General features: G+C 51.5%; 16 protein-coding genes and 1 pseudogene. 11 read left to right on the top strand and 6 right to left on the bottom strand.

Annotation, left to right across the window (positions count from 1 at the left end):
* Positions 1 to 51 precede the first annotated feature (51 nt).
* Positions 52 to 1293, top strand: coding sequence for a bifunctional glucose-1-phosphatase/inositol phosphatase (gene agp / locus ACWWFX_RS15980; RefSeq protein ID WP_473224232.1), 1242 nt, complete (start codon positions 52 to 54; stop codon positions 1291 to 1293).
* Between the two features lie 63 nt (positions 1294 to 1356).
* Here the strand turns inward: agp and ACWWFX_RS15975 are convergent, their stop codons facing one another.
* From ACWWFX_RS15975 to ACWWFX_RS15960, 4 genes are all read right to left on the bottom strand, one after another.
* Positions 1357 to 1584 (bottom strand): YccJ family protein, encoded by a 228-nt coding sequence (locus ACWWFX_RS15975; RefSeq protein WP_015964936.1) that lies wholly within the window; start codon positions 1582 to 1584, stop codon positions 1357 to 1359.
* A 20-nt stretch (positions 1585 to 1604) separates the two neighbouring features.
* Positions 1605 to 2201 carry an NAD(P)H:quinone oxidoreductase gene (wrbA, locus tag ACWWFX_RS15970; protein WP_015964935.1) on the bottom strand — a complete coding sequence of 199 codons (597 nt, stop codon included), beginning with the start codon at positions 2199 to 2201 and terminating at the stop codon, positions 1605 to 1607.
* A 529-nt stretch (positions 2202 to 2730) separates the two neighbouring features.
* Positions 2731 to 4233: a lysine--tRNA ligase gene (gene lysS / locus ACWWFX_RS15965; RefSeq protein WP_473224231.1), complete on the bottom strand. Its 1503-nt coding sequence runs from the start codon at positions 4231 to 4233 to the stop codon at positions 2731 to 2733.
* A 103-nt stretch (positions 4234 to 4336) separates the two neighbouring features.
* Positions 4337 to 4879: a helix-turn-helix domain-containing protein gene (locus ACWWFX_RS15960; RefSeq protein WP_473224230.1), complete on the bottom strand. Its 543-nt coding sequence runs from the start codon at positions 4877 to 4879 to the stop codon at positions 4337 to 4339.
* Between the two features lie 192 nt (positions 4880 to 5071).
* Here ACWWFX_RS15960 and ACWWFX_RS15955 point away from each other — a divergent pair, with 192 nt between their 5' ends.
* The 6 genes from ACWWFX_RS15955 to rutR all read left to right on the top strand — a co-directional run bounded on the left by ACWWFX_RS15955 (position 5072) and on the right by rutR (position 11166).
* Positions 5072 to 5332 carry a helix-turn-helix domain-containing protein gene (locus ACWWFX_RS15955; RefSeq protein WP_276220260.1) on the top strand — a complete coding sequence of 87 codons (261 nt, stop codon included), beginning with the start codon at positions 5072 to 5074 and terminating at the stop codon, positions 5330 to 5332.
* A gap of 103 nt (positions 5333 to 5435) precedes the next feature.
* Positions 5436 to 6761, top strand: coding sequence for a putrescine-ornithine antiporter (gene potE, locus ACWWFX_RS15950; RefSeq protein WP_473224229.1), 1326 nt, complete (start codon positions 5436 to 5438; stop codon positions 6759 to 6761).
* 3 nt (positions 6762 to 6764) lie between these two features.
* Complete coding sequence (gene cadA, locus ACWWFX_RS15945) at positions 6765 to 8909, top strand: lysine decarboxylase (protein WP_473224228.1); 2145 nt, start codon at positions 6765 to 6767, stop codon at positions 8907 to 8909.
* 293 nt (positions 8910 to 9202) lie between these two features.
* Positions 9203 to 9379, top strand: coding sequence for a con-10 family general stress protein (locus tag ACWWFX_RS15940; RefSeq protein ID WP_015964929.1), 177 nt, complete (start codon positions 9203 to 9205; stop codon positions 9377 to 9379).
* Between the two features lie 159 nt (positions 9380 to 9538).
* Positions 9539 to 10462: a DMT family transporter gene (locus ACWWFX_RS15935; protein ID WP_473224227.1), complete on the top strand. Its 924-nt coding sequence runs from the start codon at positions 9539 to 9541 to the stop codon at positions 10460 to 10462.
* 65 nt (positions 10463 to 10527) lie between these two features.
* A complete protein-coding gene (gene rutR / locus ACWWFX_RS15930) occupies positions 10528 to 11166 on the top strand; it encodes an HTH-type transcriptional regulator RutR (RefSeq protein WP_473224226.1) in 639 nt (212 codons plus the stop codon).
* Here rutR and ACWWFX_RS15925 read toward each other — a convergent pair.
* A complete protein-coding gene (locus tag ACWWFX_RS15925) occupies positions 11163 to 11564 on the bottom strand; it encodes a lysozyme inhibitor LprI family protein (RefSeq protein ID WP_456145287.1) in 402 nt (133 codons plus the stop codon). The genes rutR and ACWWFX_RS15925 overlap by 4 nt on opposite strands.
* Before the next feature lie 209 nt (positions 11565 to 11773).
* Between ACWWFX_RS15925 and ACWWFX_RS15920 the strand changes: the two genes are divergently transcribed.
* The 3 genes from ACWWFX_RS15920 to ACWWFX_RS15910 all read left to right on the top strand — a co-directional run bounded on the left by ACWWFX_RS15920 (position 11774) and on the right by ACWWFX_RS15910 (position 14638).
* A complete protein-coding gene (locus ACWWFX_RS15920; protein ID WP_473224225.1) occupies positions 11774 to 13114 on the top strand; it encodes an MATE family efflux transporter in 1341 nt (446 codons plus the stop codon).
* Between the two features lie 107 nt (positions 13115 to 13221).
* A complete protein-coding gene (locus ACWWFX_RS15915) occupies positions 13222 to 13971 on the top strand; it encodes a C40 family peptidase (protein WP_276220254.1) in 750 nt (249 codons plus the stop codon).
* Positions 13972 to 14140: 169 nt separating this feature from the next.
* A complete protein-coding gene (locus tag ACWWFX_RS15910; RefSeq protein WP_473224224.1) occupies positions 14141 to 14638 on the top strand; it encodes an REP-associated tyrosine transposase in 498 nt (165 codons plus the stop codon).
* Between the two features lie 115 nt (positions 14639 to 14753).
* On the opposite strand, the pseudogene ACWWFX_RS15905 reads toward ACWWFX_RS15910, so the two are convergent.
* Positions 14754 to 16466, bottom strand: a pseudogene (locus ACWWFX_RS15905) (flagellar biosynthesis protein FlhA); the annotation flags it as partial.
* On the opposite strand from ACWWFX_RS15905, the gene lafU reads away from it, so the two are divergent.
* Positions 16438 to 17205 carry a putative lateral flagellar export/assembly protein LafU gene (lafU, locus tag ACWWFX_RS15900; RefSeq protein ID WP_473224223.1) on the top strand — a complete coding sequence of 256 codons (768 nt, stop codon included), beginning with the start codon at positions 16438 to 16440 and terminating at the stop codon, positions 17203 to 17205. The pseudogene ACWWFX_RS15905 and the gene lafU overlap by 29 nt on opposite strands.
* Positions 17206 to 17208 lie beyond the last annotated feature (3 nt).

Genomic DNA, 17208 nt, shown 5'->3' with positions numbered 1-17208 from the left:
ACATTACTGTCACAATCAAGCGGTGGGTTATCACGCAAAGAGGATTGAGGGATGAAAAAAGCCGTACTGGCCGTCGCGGTGGCGACGACACTATTAACCTCCATTGCCGCGCAGGCAGAGACCTCCCCGGAGGGATACCAGCTCCAGCAAGTGTTGATTATGAGCCGGCACAACCTGCGCGCACCGCTCGCCAATAATGGCAGCGTGCTGGAACAATCCACTCCGCAAAGCTGGCCGGAATGGGATGTCCCTGGTGGGCAACTCACCACCAAAGGCGGCGTGCTGGAAATCTATATGGGCCATTACATGCGTGAATGGCTGGCGCAGCAGGGGATGGTGACTTCTGGCGAGTGCCCGACGGATAACACGGTTTATGCGTATGCCAATAGCCTGCAACGCACGGTGGCGACGGCGCAATTCTTTATCACGGGTGCGTTTCCGGGATGTGATATTCCGGTTCATCATCAGGCTGAAATGGGGACCATGGACCCGACCTTTAACCCGGTGATCACCGTCGATTCTGCGCAGTTCAGCCAGCAGGCCGTACAGGCGATGGAAAAAGAGCGCCAGCAGATGCATCTCGACGAGAGCTATAAGCTGCTGGAGCAAATCGCCGATTACCGCCAGTCGCCGAGTTGCAAAGAAAAACAGCAATGCGACCTGAACGGGGCGAAAGACAGCTTCAGCGCGCAATACCAGAAAGAGCCGGGCGTTTCCGGGCCGTTGAAGGTGGGTAACTCGCTGGTGGATGCCTTTACGTTGCAGTATTACGAGGGCTTCCCGCTGGATCAGGTGGCGTGGGGTAAAATCAAAACCGACCAGCAGTGGCGCGTGTTATCGCAGCTGAAGAACGGTTATCAGGACAGCCTCTTCACCTCAAAAGAGGTGGCGCAAAATGTCGCTGCGCCGCTGGTGAAATATATCAATAACGCGCTGGTTGCGCAGGCAGACAAATCTGCCAAAGTGACGTTGATGGTGGGACATGATTCCAATATCGCCTCGCTACTGACCGCGCTCGATTTCAAACCTTACCAGCTGCATGACCAGCACGAACGCACGCCGATTGGTGGAAAGATCGTCTTCCAGCGTTGGCATGACGCGAAGGGCAATCGTGATTTGATGAAGATTGAGTATCTGTACCAAAGCACGAAACAAATTCGCGACGCGCAGGCGTTAACGCTGCAATCGCCACCACAGCGCGTGACGCTGGCGCTGAACGGGTGCCCGGTCGATGCCAACGGTTTCTGCCCGATGGAGACGTTTAAAACGGTGATGAAGGACGCGGTGAAGTAGGGGAAGGGCATAATAACGAAAAGGCTCCCATCGGGAGCCTTTGTCTTTCACACAGAAATTTCATTAAACGTTTTTACGTTCAATGGTTTGCTCGCCCCAAAAGAGCGAATCTTTATCGGTTTTACTGAACGCCAGGGCGAGGACTTCATCACTGCCTTCTTCCCAGATCTGTTCGGCCAGTTTTTCATCATATTTGGCCACCTCGAAAATCGCCTGGGCGATTTCCGGCGAGGTGTTGCGCAAGCTCGCCCATTCGTTTACGTGGTGAGCTTTTGCTTCTTGTGTTGGCATAGAAATCCTCCTGCTGAAGATTAACCTTTTAACTTAACCGCAAGCCCGGCGACATGTTCACCCTGATAGCGGGCAATCGCGAGTTCTTCCTCGCTCGGCTGACGTGAACCGTCGCCGCCCGCGATGGTGGTCGCGCCATATGGCGTACCGCCGCGAACCTGGGAGACATCAAACAGTTCCTGCGCGCCGTAGCCGATAGGAACAATCACCATCCCATGATGAGCAAGCGTAGTCCATGTTGAGGTAATCGTCTGCTCCTGACCACCGCCGGTACCGGTAGAACTGAATACGCTACCGATTTTGCCGTACAGCGCGCCAGAAGCCCACAGACCGCCAGTTTGATCAAGGAAGGTCCTCATCTGCCCGGACATATTGCCGAAGCGGGTTGGGGTACCAAAGATGATGGCATCGTACTCAGCCAGCTCCTGTGGCGTGGCAACCGGCGCGGTGTGCGTTTTTCCGCCCGCTTTAGCGAAAGCTTCCGGTGACATGGTTTCCGGTACGCGTTTGACGACAACTTCGGCGCCAGAAACCTTATTTGCACCCTCTGCGACGGCTTTGGCCATCGTCTCAATGTGTCCATACATGGAATAATAAAGCACCAGAACTTTTGCCATCTGCAACACTCCTCGGTTTATCGTTACACAGCTTTTCGCTGTCCTTCTTTAAAGATAAGCCGTGTCGACAGGAGTGCAAACTTTAGAACCATTTCTTTGATTTGTAACAATGACGCATGTGATTGAATGTAAAATAAAGATTCTTTGTTAATGTTTTGAAATGCTCTGATTGAATAATGTGCAGAAAGACATCATCCTCTGGTTGCCAGGACGATTACGCGGGCAAGAAAAGCCCGCGTTTATTTTAAAATGTCACACCGCGTGTTTTAAGCCAGTGACGAGCACATACCTCCGAACAGGTACGAAAGTGAATATCAATAGTCAGCCTGCTGTCACGGGTGACGTTAAAAACGCTGGCTGGCCCGTTGGCGTTATGATCGTTGACCAATAGATCCCCTGAGGCTGGCCTTTCACCTGACAGCAACGTTCCAATGATAAACTCTCCATGTTCGTTAAGGCTGCAAATACACCCGGTTCTGGCGCTGAAATGCAACACCACATTGCACAATTCGCTTCCTCCTGCGATCGCTCAGTTAACCGGACGCAAGGTTGGGAAGAGAATGACATCGCGAATGGTAGGGGAGTCGGTGAAAAGCATCACCATCCTGTCGATACCAATACCCAGCCCTGCCGTGGGCGGTAATCCATATTCCAGTGCCGTGACATAATCAGCGTCGTAGTACATTGCTTCATCATCGCCCGCATCTCGTGATGCAACCTGTGCCATAAAACGTTCAGCTTGATCTTCGGCATCATTCAGCTCTGAGAAGCCATTGCCTATTTCTCGCCCACCGATAAAGAACTCGAAGCGGTCGGTTATCTCAGGGTCAAGATCATTACGACGTGCCAGTGGCGAAACTTCTGCAGGGTATTCAGTAATAAACGTTGGTTGAATCAGATGGCTTTCAGCGACGACGTCAAAGATTTCCGTGATGATGCGTCCGTGCCCCCAGCTTATCTCTGGCTTAATCCCCAGTCGTTGCGCCAGCGTGAGCGTTGACTCAGCCGAATCAAGCTCTTCAGGTTGGATGTCGCTGCCATATTTCACAATGGCTTCTTTCATCGTCAAACGTGTAAATGGTTTGCCAAAGTCAAAGGACCACTCGCCATAGGTTACTTCTGTACCGCCCGTAACGTCCTTTGCAACCTGTCGGAACAGCGCTTCTGTGAGGTCGATGAGATCGTTGTAATCGGCATAAGCCATATAGAGTTCCATCATGGTGAACTCGGGGTTATGGCGCGGCGAAATACCCTCATTGCGGAAGTTGCGGTTGATCTCGAATACGCGTTCAAAGCCGCCCACCACCAGGCGCTTGAGATACAGTTCGGGAGAAATACGCAGGAACATATCCTGGTTTAACGCATTATGACGCGTAATAAATGGCCGAGCCGATGCACCGCCAGGAATAAGCTGCATCATGGGCGTTTCGACTTCCATAAAGTGACGCGTATTCATAAAGTCGCGAATCACAGACATGATTTGTGAACGCACTTTGAAAGTGTGGCGTGTTTTTTCATTGGCGATGAGATCCAGATAACGCTGGCGATAGCGACGCTCCTGGTCTGTGAGGCCATGAAATTTATCGGGTAAGGGTTTGACGGCTTTGGTGAGGAGGCGCACGTCTTTGCAGTCGAGGGTTAGTTCTCCGGTTTGTGTTTTAAACAACACACCGGTTGCACCAAGGATATCGCCCTGATCGATGAGTTTAAGAAGCGCGTCGTAGCGGTCGGCGTTAAGACTCTTAGCGCTAATATAGAGTTGAATTCTTCCCCCCATATCTTGCAGCGTTAAGAACGACGCCTTTCCCATCACCCGACGAGTCATCAGCCGCCCTGCGACAGAAACGCTTATTTTATGATCGTTAAGTGCTTCAGCGCTAAATGCATCATAGAGATGATGCAGGGATTGTGATGTCGCATCTCGGCGAAAATCGTTAGGGAAGGCATTACCGGACTGACGAAGTAGCGCAAGCTTTTGTGTTCGCACGCTAAATTCGTCTTGTAAATTTTGCTCGTTATCTGAAGTTTCCATACTCGTAGCCTCCTGGGCAGTGGTCGCTATCGCGTACTGTACTGCCAGGATGAGCTTTATTGCAACACAAATTGATCGTTATAGAGATCAATTTGTGTTTGTTCTATATCTCGCTTTTTATCCTGGATTTCATTGTCGCCACCAGCGTGAGTGCCTGATTATAGAATTCACTTCGCTGAGTGCTGTTGAGTTCGGATAAGGCCTGAGCCAGGTTATTACGCTGTTCTGCCTCACGTAAAATCCCCTGAATCCCCTCTTTGTGAATCAGTTTAAGCAGCGCTTCTTGTTCGTGTTTGTCGAGTGAATTGAATACCAGCATCCAGGCCAACTGTAACGGATCGCTTTGCGCAGAATCCGTTCTATTTGCATGATAAATAGCAGATTCTTCTTGAAGGCTAACTGGCGACTCCTCGCGTTCCTTCCCGGCTAACCACTCAATGGACACGCCTTCCAGCTCGGCAATTTTTGCCGCCACACTGAGAGAGGGCTCCGTTCCGCGAGTGATGTAATTGTTAAGCGTAGAGTAGGAGAGTTGCCAGGCCTTCGCGGCAGCCCGAGTGCTTCGACTGCCAATCAGATAGCGCAGCCTGCCAGCTAAAGAAATCAGTTCATCCTTCTCATCAATGTGCCGCTCTTCATTACTCATTTTTATCCGTCCATCGTCATTGAGCGTTGCGATTGACTCACATAGAGATCAAAAAAGTACGACTAAACTCACATAATTTGTGTTTAGTACTTTTTGTGGACTCAAAAGAGATCAATGCTATTGCCAGCATCATCATATTGAATTCATCCCATGGGGTTAACCCAAGGGGTAACTGCAGAGGGTAATCCAATTATGGTCACAAATGAAGATCGTGCTGACTGGCACAGAGTAGATATTGTTGCGGCCCTCCATAAACAGGGGCTTTCTATTCGTGAACTGTCTGTACGTTCGGGCCTCAAGCCAGACACACTCAAGAATGCGCTTTCACGAGCCTATCCGAAAGCCGAACGCATTATCGCCGATGCGCTGGGCCTTACCCCGGACAAAATCTGGCCCAGCCGTTACCCCAATGCCGGAAACACATCGACAAAAACGCCTTCATTAATCAATTAATTCTCGTCTTACAAGGAGCGTCTTATGACGTAGCGAAACTGTACGCGGTAAAAAGAGTGTCGTATTCAAGGAAATTATAATTTTATTATAAAGAGAAGTCATTATGAGTAATCCCGGGAATAAAATGGGCGTAATGCACCTGACCATATTAACGGCAGTGAACATGCTGGGGTCAGGCATCATTATGTTACCAACAAAGCTTGCCGAAGTAGGAACAATGTCTATATTGTCCTGGCTGGTGACGGCATTTGGGTCACTTGCTCTTGCATGGGCATTTTCTAAATGTGGTTTATTTAGTACGAAAAGTGGCGGAATGGGTGGTTACGCTGAATATGCGTTTGGTAAATCAGGGAACTTTATCGCTAATTACACTTATGCAATAAGTTTATTAATTGCCAATATTGCCATAGCAATCTCTGCTGTAGGTTATGGAACCGTTTTATTCGGAGTTGACCTTACGCCAGTCCAGGTTTGCGTGGCAACCATTGTGGTGCTGTGGGTGACCACCGTACTTAATTTCGGTGGGGCGAAAATTACGGGGCAGATTGGTTCCATTACCGTTTGGGGGGTTATTATTCCTGTTGTTGGGTTATGCGTTATTGGTTGGTTCTGGTTTAGTCCATCGCTTTATATTAGCGCCTGGAATCCCAATAACATGGATTTCTTCTCCGCAATATCCACATCAATCTCCATGACGCTGTGGGCATTCCTTGGTCTGGAATCTGCTTGTGCGAATATGGATGCTGTAGAAAACCCGCAGAAGAATGTCCCCATCGCCGTCTTCGGTGGTACGCTGGTTTGCGCGATTATTTATATTTTATCCACTAATGTTATTGCTGGTATTGTCCCTAATATCGATCTGCTGCACTCCACTGCACCGTTTGGTTTGGCCTATGCCTCAATGTTTACGCCCGTTGTTGGAAGCGTTGTGATGTTCCTGATGGCCTTGGCCTGCATTGGGTCGCTGCTGGGCTGGCAGTTTACTGTTGCTCAGGTCTTTAAGTCTTCTGCGGATATCGGTTATTTCCCTCGCGTGTTTTCACGTATAACGGCGAAAGATGCCCCCGTTATTGGCATGATTATCTTAGGGGTTGTGCAGACGCTGTTAGCATTAATGACGATTAGCCCCTCGCTGAATAAACAATTTAACAGCCTGGTTAATCTGGCCGTTGTGACAAATTTGGTGCCTTACGTACTCTCTATGGCAGCATTAATACCGATGCAAAAATTATCCAGTATTCACGGTGGGCAGATGAAAACCAATACGGTTATTGCGCTGCTGGGCACTATCTATAGTTTCTATGCGCTCTACGCATCTGGAGAAGAGGCCATGATGTTAGGTGCGTTAGTCACATTCTCTGGCTGGACATTCTGGGGAATGTTTATTCAGAAAAAGGACGAAGGTTCAGTAACGGCTTATCAGGGATAAAAAATGAACATAATCGCAATTATGAATCACTTTGGTGTTCTGGCAAAAGAAGCGCCTATCGAAGAACTCCATAAAAAGTTACTGGCAGAAAATTATCGTATTATCTATCCAGAAGATGTGGATGATCTTATGGAGTTGGTTGAAAATAACGCGAAGGTTTGTGGCGTTATTTTTGACTGGGATACATGGTCAGTACTCTTGCCGAAGAACATTTCAGGGCTAAATGAGCAACTGCCAATGTATGCGTTTTCAAGTCAACGCAAGCAACTTGATATAGCTGTGGATGATCTCGGTCTTAACCTTCATTTCTTCGAGTATGCCTTTGACGCGGTTGAAGAGATTGCTGCACGTATTCAACGAGGAACTGATGTCTATTTTGACGCGATTCTCCCGCCTTTTACTAAAGCGCTATTTCGCTACGTTGACGAAGGGAAATACACATTTTGTACGCCTGGCCATATGGGCGGAACTGCTTTCCAGCAAAGTCCGGTAGGGAGTCTGTTTTACGACTTCTTTGGCGCAAATACCATGAAGTCGGATATCTCGGTATCCGTCTCTGAACTCGGTTCACTGCTTGACCACTCTGGTCCACATCGCGAGGCAGAGAATTACATCGCCGACGCCTTTAACGCTGACCGTAGCTACATGGTGACAAATGGCACATCGACGGCAAATAAGATTGTGGGCATGTACGCAGCACCAGCGGGAAGCACTATTTTAGTTGACCGTAATTGCCACAAATCGTTGACCCACTTAATGATTATGAGCGATGTCACGCCAATCTATTTCCGTCCAACGCGAAATGCGTGGGGGCTCTTAGGCGGAATTCCCCGCAGTGAGTTTGCGCGAGAAACGATTGAAGCGCGTGTAAGGCAAACACAAGGTGCCACCTGGCCTGTGCATGCAGTGATCACCAATTCCACGTATGACGGGCTGCTTTATAACACTGACTACATCAAACAGACGCTGGATGTAAAATCAATCCACTTTGATTCAGCCTGGGTGCCTTATACCAACTTTAGCCCCATCTACAAAGGACTCTGTGGAATGAGCGGCCAGCGCGTACCAGGTAAAGTGATATACGAAACGCAGTCTACGCATAAATTGCTGGCCGCCTTTTCCCAGGCATCGATGATTCATATTAAAGGTGAGGTGGAAGAAGAAACCTTCAACGAAGCGTTTATGATGCATACGTCCACGTCGCCGCATTACGGCATTGTTGCATCCATTGAAACCTCCGCAGCGATGATGAAAGGCAACTCGGGTAAGAGGTTGATGGACAATTCCATCCTTCGGGCTGTTCGCTTCCGTAAGGAGATTAAAAAAATCAAGTCTGCCTCTGATGACTGGTTCTTTGATGTCTGGCAGCCTGAAGGCGAGGCGTTAGCCCCTTGTTGCTGGAATCTCACGCCGGGTGCAGAGTGGCACGGATTTAACAATCTCGATGAAGGGCATATGTTCCTTGATCCTATCAAAGTCACTCTGCTAACGCCTGGTATGGATAAGCAGGGCAAAATGGAGGATCAGGGGATTCCGGCATCCATCGTGGCGAAGTATCTCGATCAACATGGCATTATTGTGGAGAAAACCGGCCCCTATAATCTCTTGTTCCTCTTCAGCATTGGTATCAATAAAACCAAAGCGCTGAGCCTGTTGCGGGCGTTGAATGACTTCAAACGTGACTACGATCGTAATGTGTTCGTCAAAGATATGCTGCCTTCCGTTTATGAGCAGCAGCCCACTTTCTACGCTGGTATGCGAATTCAGGAACTTGCAAACGGCATTCATCAATTGATTCGTCAGCATAAGCTGCCGGAACTCATGTTCCGCGCTTTTGAAAACTTACCGACGATGGTGATGAACCCTCATGCGGCTTTCCAGAAAGAGCTGCATGGTGAAATTGAGGAGGTTTATATCGACGAGATGATTGGCCGAGTCAGTGCAAATATGATCCTGCCTTATCCTCCAGGCGTGCCGTTAGTGATGCCCGGTGAGATGCTGACCGAGGAGAACCGTCCTACGCTCGAGTTTATTCAGATGCTCTGTGAAATCGGTGCCTGGTATCCGGGTTTTGAAACAGATATCCACGGCGCTTATCGACAGGCAGATGGGCGTTATACGGTTAAAGTGATTAAGAATGCGCGCTAAGCGCATCTGACAACCTGCCCCTTATCTCTGAGGGGCAGGCAGAAGCATCATGACACACTTTCAGTTATGCATTTTTCTTCTGCGATAAGAGTTAATTATGACCCGTGCTTATCGCACCGGGAATGTGAGACCCTAAACCCATTACAAAATGTTACGTTCTTCCTCATAAACCCGCACAGTCCGCTAAGCTTAGTGTCACGCAGCACAAAAAATGGTCAATGCCAGTGCTGTGGGGGAATGACTCCCTGATTTCACGTAATGCAATATGATGTCTAATCAACTGGAGGTCAGAAATGGCAAATCATCGTGGTGGTTCAGGTAACTTTGCTGAAGACCGGGACAGAGCATCAGAAGCAGGTCGTAAGGGTGGCCAGCACAGCGGCGGTAATTTCAAAAATGACCCGCAACGCGCCTCCGAAGCAGGTAAAAAGGGAGGGAAAAACAGCCATGGTAGCAACCGCAACAGCTAACCTCTTATAGGGCTGAGTTAATCCGTAGCGAGTGTTTCTGCACTCTGTAACCCCCTCCGCCGCCGATGGATTCGGCGGCTTTTTATTTTCACTTCACCGGGTTGAACTGTGACCTTGCTCACTGCACACTGTAAGGCTGTTTGATTTCCGGGCGGCATCATGTCTTTTTTCTCACGCTACGCATTTTCTGTTAAGCCTCAGGAAGCCATCCTGATCCTCATCACCATGTTCTGGGGCGGCACCTTTCTCGCTGTACAGTACGCCGTCACCCTCAGCGGGCCGTTCTTCTTCGTGGGCGTGCGCTTTGCGATGGCAGCGGTTGCCGTTGGGCTGCTTTGCGCCCGCTCACTGCGTGGCCTGACCCGGCTGGAACTGAAAGCGGGCGTCGTGATTGGCATCGCCATTGCGCTGGGCTACAGCCTGCAAACCTGGGGTTTGCAGTCGATTCCCAGCAGTAAATCCGCGTTTATCACCGCCATGTATGTGCCGCTGGTGCCGCTGTTGCAGTGGCTCTGTTTGGGGAGAATGCCGGGGCTGATGTCCTGCGTGGGCATCGTGCTGGCTTTTATCGGCCTGATTTTTCTTGCCGGGCCAAATGGCGATTTGCTGGCGCTCGGGCAGGGCGAGCTGATTACGCTTGCCAGCGCGGTGGCGATTGCGGCTGAAATTATTCTTATCAGCGCCTGGGCAGGGAAAGTGGATGTGCGGCGGGTCACCGTTGTGCAACTGGCGACGGCGTCGATTGTGGCGTTCGCTATGATGGTACCTGCCGGTGAAAGTGTGCCGCCTGTATCGTCTGGCTTGCTGCTCGTGGCGCTGGGGTTGGGCATTTTCAGCGCCGTTATTCAGGTGACCATGAACTGGGCGCAGCGTAGCGTGTCGCCGACGCGCGCGACGGTTATCTACACCGGTGAACCAGTATGGGCGGGGATTTTTGGCCGACTGGCGGGAGAGCGCTTACCGGCGCTGGCGCTGCTGGGCGCGGCCTTTATCGTGGTTGGCGTGTTGGTCAGTGAACTGAAGTTTAAGCGTAAAAAAAAGTCACAACTGACTACGGAAGCATCACTTAATCACGAGCCGTAAGTATCACTCCTGTGTATGCCTCCCGCTTTTGCTATGCTGTGGAGGCTAATAACAGGAGAGGGCGTATGGCTCAGGACGCAACAAAGAAAAGCGGAAAACGCTCGCAGGCAGTCAGTGCAAAAAAACAAGCCATTCTCTCGGCTGCGCTCAATACTTTTTCCCAGTACGGCATTCATGGCACGCGCCTTGAGCAGGTAGCGGAGCTTGCCGGCGTGTCAAAAACCAATCTGCTTTATTACTATCCGTCGAAAGAGGCGCTTTATGTCGCCGTGATGCGGCAAATTCTGGCTATCTGGCTGGCGCCGTTGAAAGCGTTTCGCGAAGATCTCGCCCCGCTGGTGGCGATTAGAGAGTACATCAGGCTGAAACTGGAGGTCTCGCGCGACTATCCGCAGGCTTCGCGACTGTTCTGCCTTGAGATGCTGCAAGGCGCGCCGTTGCTGATGAACGAACTGACAGGCGATCTTAAAGCGCTGGTCGAGGCTAAATCCGCGATTATCGCCGCGTGGGTGAATGCGGGAAAACTCGCGCCGGTTGACCCGCACCACCTCATTTTTATGATTTGGGCGACAACCCAGCACTATGCGGATTTCGCCACTCAGGTGGAAGCGGTTACGGGTGCGACATTGCAGGATGAAGCCTTCTTTCAGCGCACGGTCGACAATGTGCAGCAGATGATTATCGAAGGCATTCGCCTACGTTAATTGGCATTTGCTGGCGGCAGCGGGCAGCTCAGGTCGCCCTCTTCGCATTGTAAAAGGGAAGAGAGAAAGGCTTCGCGCTCGGCGGTTTTATCCGTCAGACATTGGTTGCGCACCATTGGCTGAACGCTACCGCCCTCGCTGCTGGAGCTGAGCAGTTCGCAATCGGCGTCACGGGAAGCAATCCATGCGATCTGCGCTTTTTTCAGCTGCTCACGCTGCGGTTCCTGCGCCCGTTTTTGTGCCGCCTGATACGTCTCGTTTAATTTTTTGTCCGCCGCCTGATACTGAGCAGCAGTGCATTGATTCAGGTCGCTCTGAGTGCTGGCGTCTTTGCATTCATCCGCCAGCGCCAGGCCGCTTGCCATCAGGGTGATCATCGCCAGCAAGGTACGTTTCATCTGTTCACTCCCTTAAAAAAGATGCCGTTGAATATAGTATGAATCATGGTCCATGTGAAAGGGGCGTTAATGCTTTGCACTCACAATTATCTCCTCCAACCAGCGTTCGCTTTTCTGATTTTTGACCCTGCCGTAGACCGCGCCAATAAAGATGGTTAATCATCATCTACTGCTATTTAAATAATGTTCAATAACAGGGATGGCGGACGATGTCAGGCGGGGAAAATACCTTCAGGCTTGGGCTTTATACATTGGCGTGGCCGATATTTATCGAACAGTTGCTGCGATTGCTGATGAACTATGTCAGCGTGTTTATGCTGGGGCATTACTCGGATGAAGCGGTTGCCGCCACCGGTGTCGCCAGTCAGATTCTGGCTATCTCGGTTATCTTTTATGGCTTTTTGACCGTGGGCGTGCAAATTGTCGTCGCGCAGCTTATCGGCGCGAAAAAATTTCACCGGGTGGAGTACGTCATCACCAATGGGCTGGTGGTGGCGTTTATCATCGGTGTGGTGATGAGTTTTATCTTCATCTTTCTGGGGGAAGGGTTCCTGCGTGCATTGGGGCTGAGTGAACGCCTGGTCAGCGTTGGTGCGCCCTTTATCCAAATCATTGGCGGCAGCTCGGTGATTATTGCGCTTTACTCCTCGATGCTGCCTATTTTACGTACCCATGGTTACGTGCGTCAGGCAATGGTCGTGCCCATCACCGTGAGCGTGGTTAACGTGATCCTCAACTATATGTTCCTCTATGGGCCGCTTCATTTTCTGGACATGGGCGTGACCGGCGTCGGCATTGCCAGCAGTTTTGCCAATATGGTTGGGATGGCGCTGAGCGTCTGGCTGCTGAATAAATACATTGGCTATCGTTTCCGCTGGCAGAAACTGAAACAGTGCTCGCGTAAGATGCTGGGTTCTATTCTGCAATACGGCCTGCCTTCCGCCGGAGAGAACTTGTCCTATGCAGGGTCGCAGTTGGTGGTGACCGCCATTATCGCGCTGTTGGGCACCGAAGCGCTGACCACCAAAATTTACGCCTCCAGCATAAGCCAGTTTGTGGCGCTGTTTGCCATGTCGATAGGCCAGGCCTCGCAAATCATTATTGGCCGGGCGATTGGCGCACGCGAGCTGGATACCGCGTATCGTCAGGGGATACGCAGTTGGCGAATTGGCTTGCTGATTGCCTTGCTGGTGAGCGCGTTATTAGCCACGTTTGCCAGGCCGATTATGGCGCTGTTTACGCCCAGCGAAACGATTATCGAGATGGCTCGGGTGCTGTTTATGTACTCTATTTTGCTGGAGCTGGGGCGGGCTACCAATATCATTGTGATCAGCTCGTTAAACTCGACCGGGGATGTGCGTTTCCCGTTTATCTGCGGGATTATTGTGATGTGGATTATCAGCCTGCCATTCTCGTATGTGCTCGGCATTTCCGCCGGCCTGGGGCTGGTGGGGGTATGGCTGGCATACATTATTGATGAGGGCGTGAGGGCCGCGTTGATGTACCGACGCTGGCAGAGCCGAATCTGGACGACGAAATCGCTGTTTTAATCATCGGCGAACCGGGGTTAATAATGTATTAATAAGCCATTATTAACCCCGCTTTCTGCATTGGTTCGGTAAACTCAGCGCCTGTTTTTTACCCGGTTTTGCTTGTTATGTCTTCGTTATCTCTCCCCGGATTTCTGCGCCCGGGTCTGTTTTCGCTATGTGTATTGCTTCCTGCTATGTCACTTGCTGCTACACCGCACACCGCCTTCAGCTACGCCGCCCGCCAGCGGATGCAAAACCGTGCGCGGGTACTCAAACGGTACCAGGCACATCTGAAAAAACAGGCCAGCTACATTGTGGAAGGCGATGCGCAAAGCAGAAGGGCGCTACGCCAGCACAACCGTGAACAGATAAAACAGCACCCCGAATGGTTCCCTGGCCCGCTGAAGCTGAGTGATAAACAGTGGCAAACGCTGGCGGAGAATAACCACTTCTTAAGCAGCGACCATCTGCACAATATTACCGAAGTGGCGATTCACCGTCTGGAGCAGCAGCTTGGTAAGCCTTACGTCTGGGGCGGCACGCGGCCTGATAAAGGCTTCGACTGTAGCGGGTTGGTTTTTTATGCCTACAACAAAATCCTCGAGGCGAAGCTCCCGCGCACGGCTAATGAGATGTATCACTACCATCGGGCAACGATTGTGGCGAACAACGACCTGCGCCGGGGAGATTTGCTGTTTTTCCATATTCACAGCCGCGAAATTGCCGACCATATGGGCGTGTATCTGGGCGATGGGCAATTTATCGAGTCGCCACGTACCGGTGAAACCATTCGGATAAGTCGGTTAGCCGAACCTTTCTGGCAGGACCATTTTTTGGGCGCGCGGCGGATTTTGACGGAGGAGACAATTTTGTAGGGCGGATAAGGCGTTCACGCCGCATCCGGCAATTGTGCGCTGATGCCGGATGCGCTTACGCTTATCCGGCCTACAAATCTGTGCATTTTTGCGAGCCGCTTTCCCGTTATTCCATCACCTCATTGCCGACCTTTCCTTTTCTTTTTACCGTTGAGAAAAAGGAGTCGCCATGTCTGAATATCGTCGTTATTACATCAAAGGGGGAACCTGGTTTTTCACGGTAAATTTACGGAATCGTCGAAGCCAGCTTTTGACCGCTCAGTTCCAGATGCTCCGTAAAGTCATTATTAACGTTAAGCGAGCCAGACCTTTTGAAATTAACGCCTGGGTAGTTTTGCCGGAACATATGCACTGTATCTGGACATTACCCGAAAGCGATGATGATTTTTCCTCTCGCTGGCGGGAGATTAAAAAACAGTTCACCCATGCTTCTGGATTGCAAAATATCTGGCAGCCGCGTTTTTGGGAGCACGCCATCCGCAATACCAAAGACTATCGCCATCATGTTGATTATATTTATATAAATTCAGTGAAACATGGCTGGGTAAAGCAGGTGAGTGATTGGCCATTCTCAACGTTCCATCGCGATGTCGCGAAAGGTTTATACCCCATCGATTGGGCGGGGGACGTAACGGATTTTAGTGCCGGGGAGCGTATCATTTTATAATTGTGCGCAGATGCCGGATGCGCTTACGCTTATCCGGCCTACGAATCGTGCCTTAACGGTAGGCCGGATAAGGCGTTCACGCCGCATCCGGCAATTGTGCGCCAGTGCCGGATACCTACATCAATGCCCCCATAATCTTCAACTCCAGCTCATCCGGCACTTCGTTATACGACAGTACATGCAGCCCCGGCGCAAACAACCTTGCATAACGCGCCAGCAAGGGGCGCAGCTGCGGCGGCACCAGCAGCACCGGGTCTTTCCCCGCCGCTTTCATCTGCTCTTTTACCTGCGGCATCGTGCTCTGGAACTGGTTGAGCATATTCGGGTCAACCGGCACGGTGTCGAGCATCACTTTCCCGCCCTGTTGCGCCTGATTCACCACATTGGTCAGCAGATTTTCCAGTTCATTATTCAGCGTATATACCGTCAGCTCCTGCTTGCGAACGAACGGATGGGTGATACTGCGCCGCAGTGCCAGGCGCACATCGGCCGCCAGCAGAATATGATCTTTGGTGACGGTGCTACTGGCGACCAGCACGGTGGCGATGGTGACGATATCGCGCAGGGAAACGCCTTCGGTCAGCAACGCCCGGTACACTTTCAGCAACTGGCTGTAATTCAGCGCCGCGCTCAAATCTTCCGCCAGACGCGGTGCCATCGACGACAATCGGTTATGCAACTGCGTAATATCATCATAGTTAAACAAATCAGGAATATAGCTGCGCACAATCTTATTTACATGGGTAGCAATCACGCTGGCGCTGTCGATCACCTGATACCCCATATTCAGCGCCTTCGCTTTCTGCGCAGGCTGAATCCAGGTGACCGGCATCCCGTACGCCGGGTCGTTCCCCAGCACGCCGCCAATCTCGCCGTAGGTTTCGCTGGAGGGCAGGGCCATCAGTTTATCCGCCGGAATATCCGCTTCATCGGCCTTTATGCCGTTGATGAAAATGGCGTACTGACTGGGCTTGAGGCGGAAATTTTCCCGAATGCGGATCTCCGGCAGCAGCACGCCGTTGCCGTCGGAAATCACCTGCCGCACGCCGCGAATACGCTGGGTGAGCGGGTTGCCCTGCGCTTTATCTACCAGCGCCACCAGTTTGTAACCGAGGCTTAAACTGATGGGCTCGATCAGCGGAATGGTTTCCCAACTGACCTGTTGCTCGCTGGTTTCGGTGATGGTGCGGGTCAGCGTTTCGAGGCTTTTCTCTTCCGCCTCCGCCGCCTGCGGCTGTTTGCTCATTCGCCAGCCGGTAAAACCCAGCAGGGCGCTGAACAGCAAAAACGGCAGGTGCGGCATCCCCGGCACCACCGCCAGCACAAACATAATCCCGGTGGCGGTGTAGAGCACCGACGGGCTTGCCAGCAACTGGTGGCGCACGTCATGGGCGATATCGCCGTTGTCGCTGACGCGGGTGACGATAATCGCCGCCGCCGTGGAGAGCAGCAGGGAAGGGATCTGCGCCACCAGGCCGTCGCCGATGGTCATCAGCACATACTGCTGGAAGGCGGCATCGGCGCTCAGGTTGTATTTGAAGATCCCGATACAGACGCCGCCTATCAGGTTGATCGCCAGAATCATCATCCCGGCGATGGCATCCCCGCGTACAAACTTCGATGCCCCGTCCATCGCGCCGTAGAAATCGGCCTCGCTGGCAACATCTTTACGCCGGGTTTGTGCCTGCGCCTGGTTGATCAACCCGGCGTTAAGATCGGCGTCAATCGCCATCTGTTTGCCGGGCATCGCGTCTAAGGTAAAGCGGGCAGAAACCTCGGAAATACGCTCGGCCCCTTTGGTGACGACGATAAAGTTGATTGTTAACAGCGTGAGTAAAACCGAGCGTGAAAGCATTATCGCCGCGCTGCACGGGCAGTCGATTTTCAACGGTGGCGGGTTATCGCCGTTAAATAAAATCAGCCCGACCCGCCCGCCGAAACCTGCCACCGTAGCGGTGCCGGAAGAGACGGAGAAAAAAGCGCGCGATGTAAATGAGAAAACAGCGCTGCTGAAGAAGAAATCCGCCACTGAGCTTGGCGAACTGGCAACCGATATCAACACCATCGCCCGTGATGCACATATGGAAGCGAATCTGGAGATGGAGATTGTCCCGCAGGGATTGCGCGTGCTGATTAAAGACGACCAGAACCGCAATATGTTTGAGCGCGGCAGCGCGAAGATTATGCCGTTCTTTAAAACGCTGCTGGTGGAACTCGCGCCGGTATTCGACTCCCTCGACAACAAAATTATTATTACCGGGCATACCGATGCAATGGCCTACAAAAGCAATATCTACAACAACTGGAACCTTTCGGGCGACCGCGCGCTTTCGGCTCGTCGGGTGCTGGAAGACGCCGGAATGCCGGAAGATAAAGTGATGCAGGTGAGCGCGATGGCCGACCAGATGCTGCTGGATGCGAAAAATCCGCAAAGCGCGGGCAACCGGCGCATCGAGATTATGGTGCTGACCAAAAGCGCGTCCGATACGCTATATCAATATTTTGGTCAGCATGGGGATAAAGTGGTCCAGCCGCTGGTGAAAAAGCTGGAACAACGAGGCCGGTAGGCC

The organism is Pseudocitrobacter sp. 2023LY-00077 (genome assembly GCF_055796175.1).
This window is presented reverse-complemented; position numbering and strand designations above follow the sequence as displayed.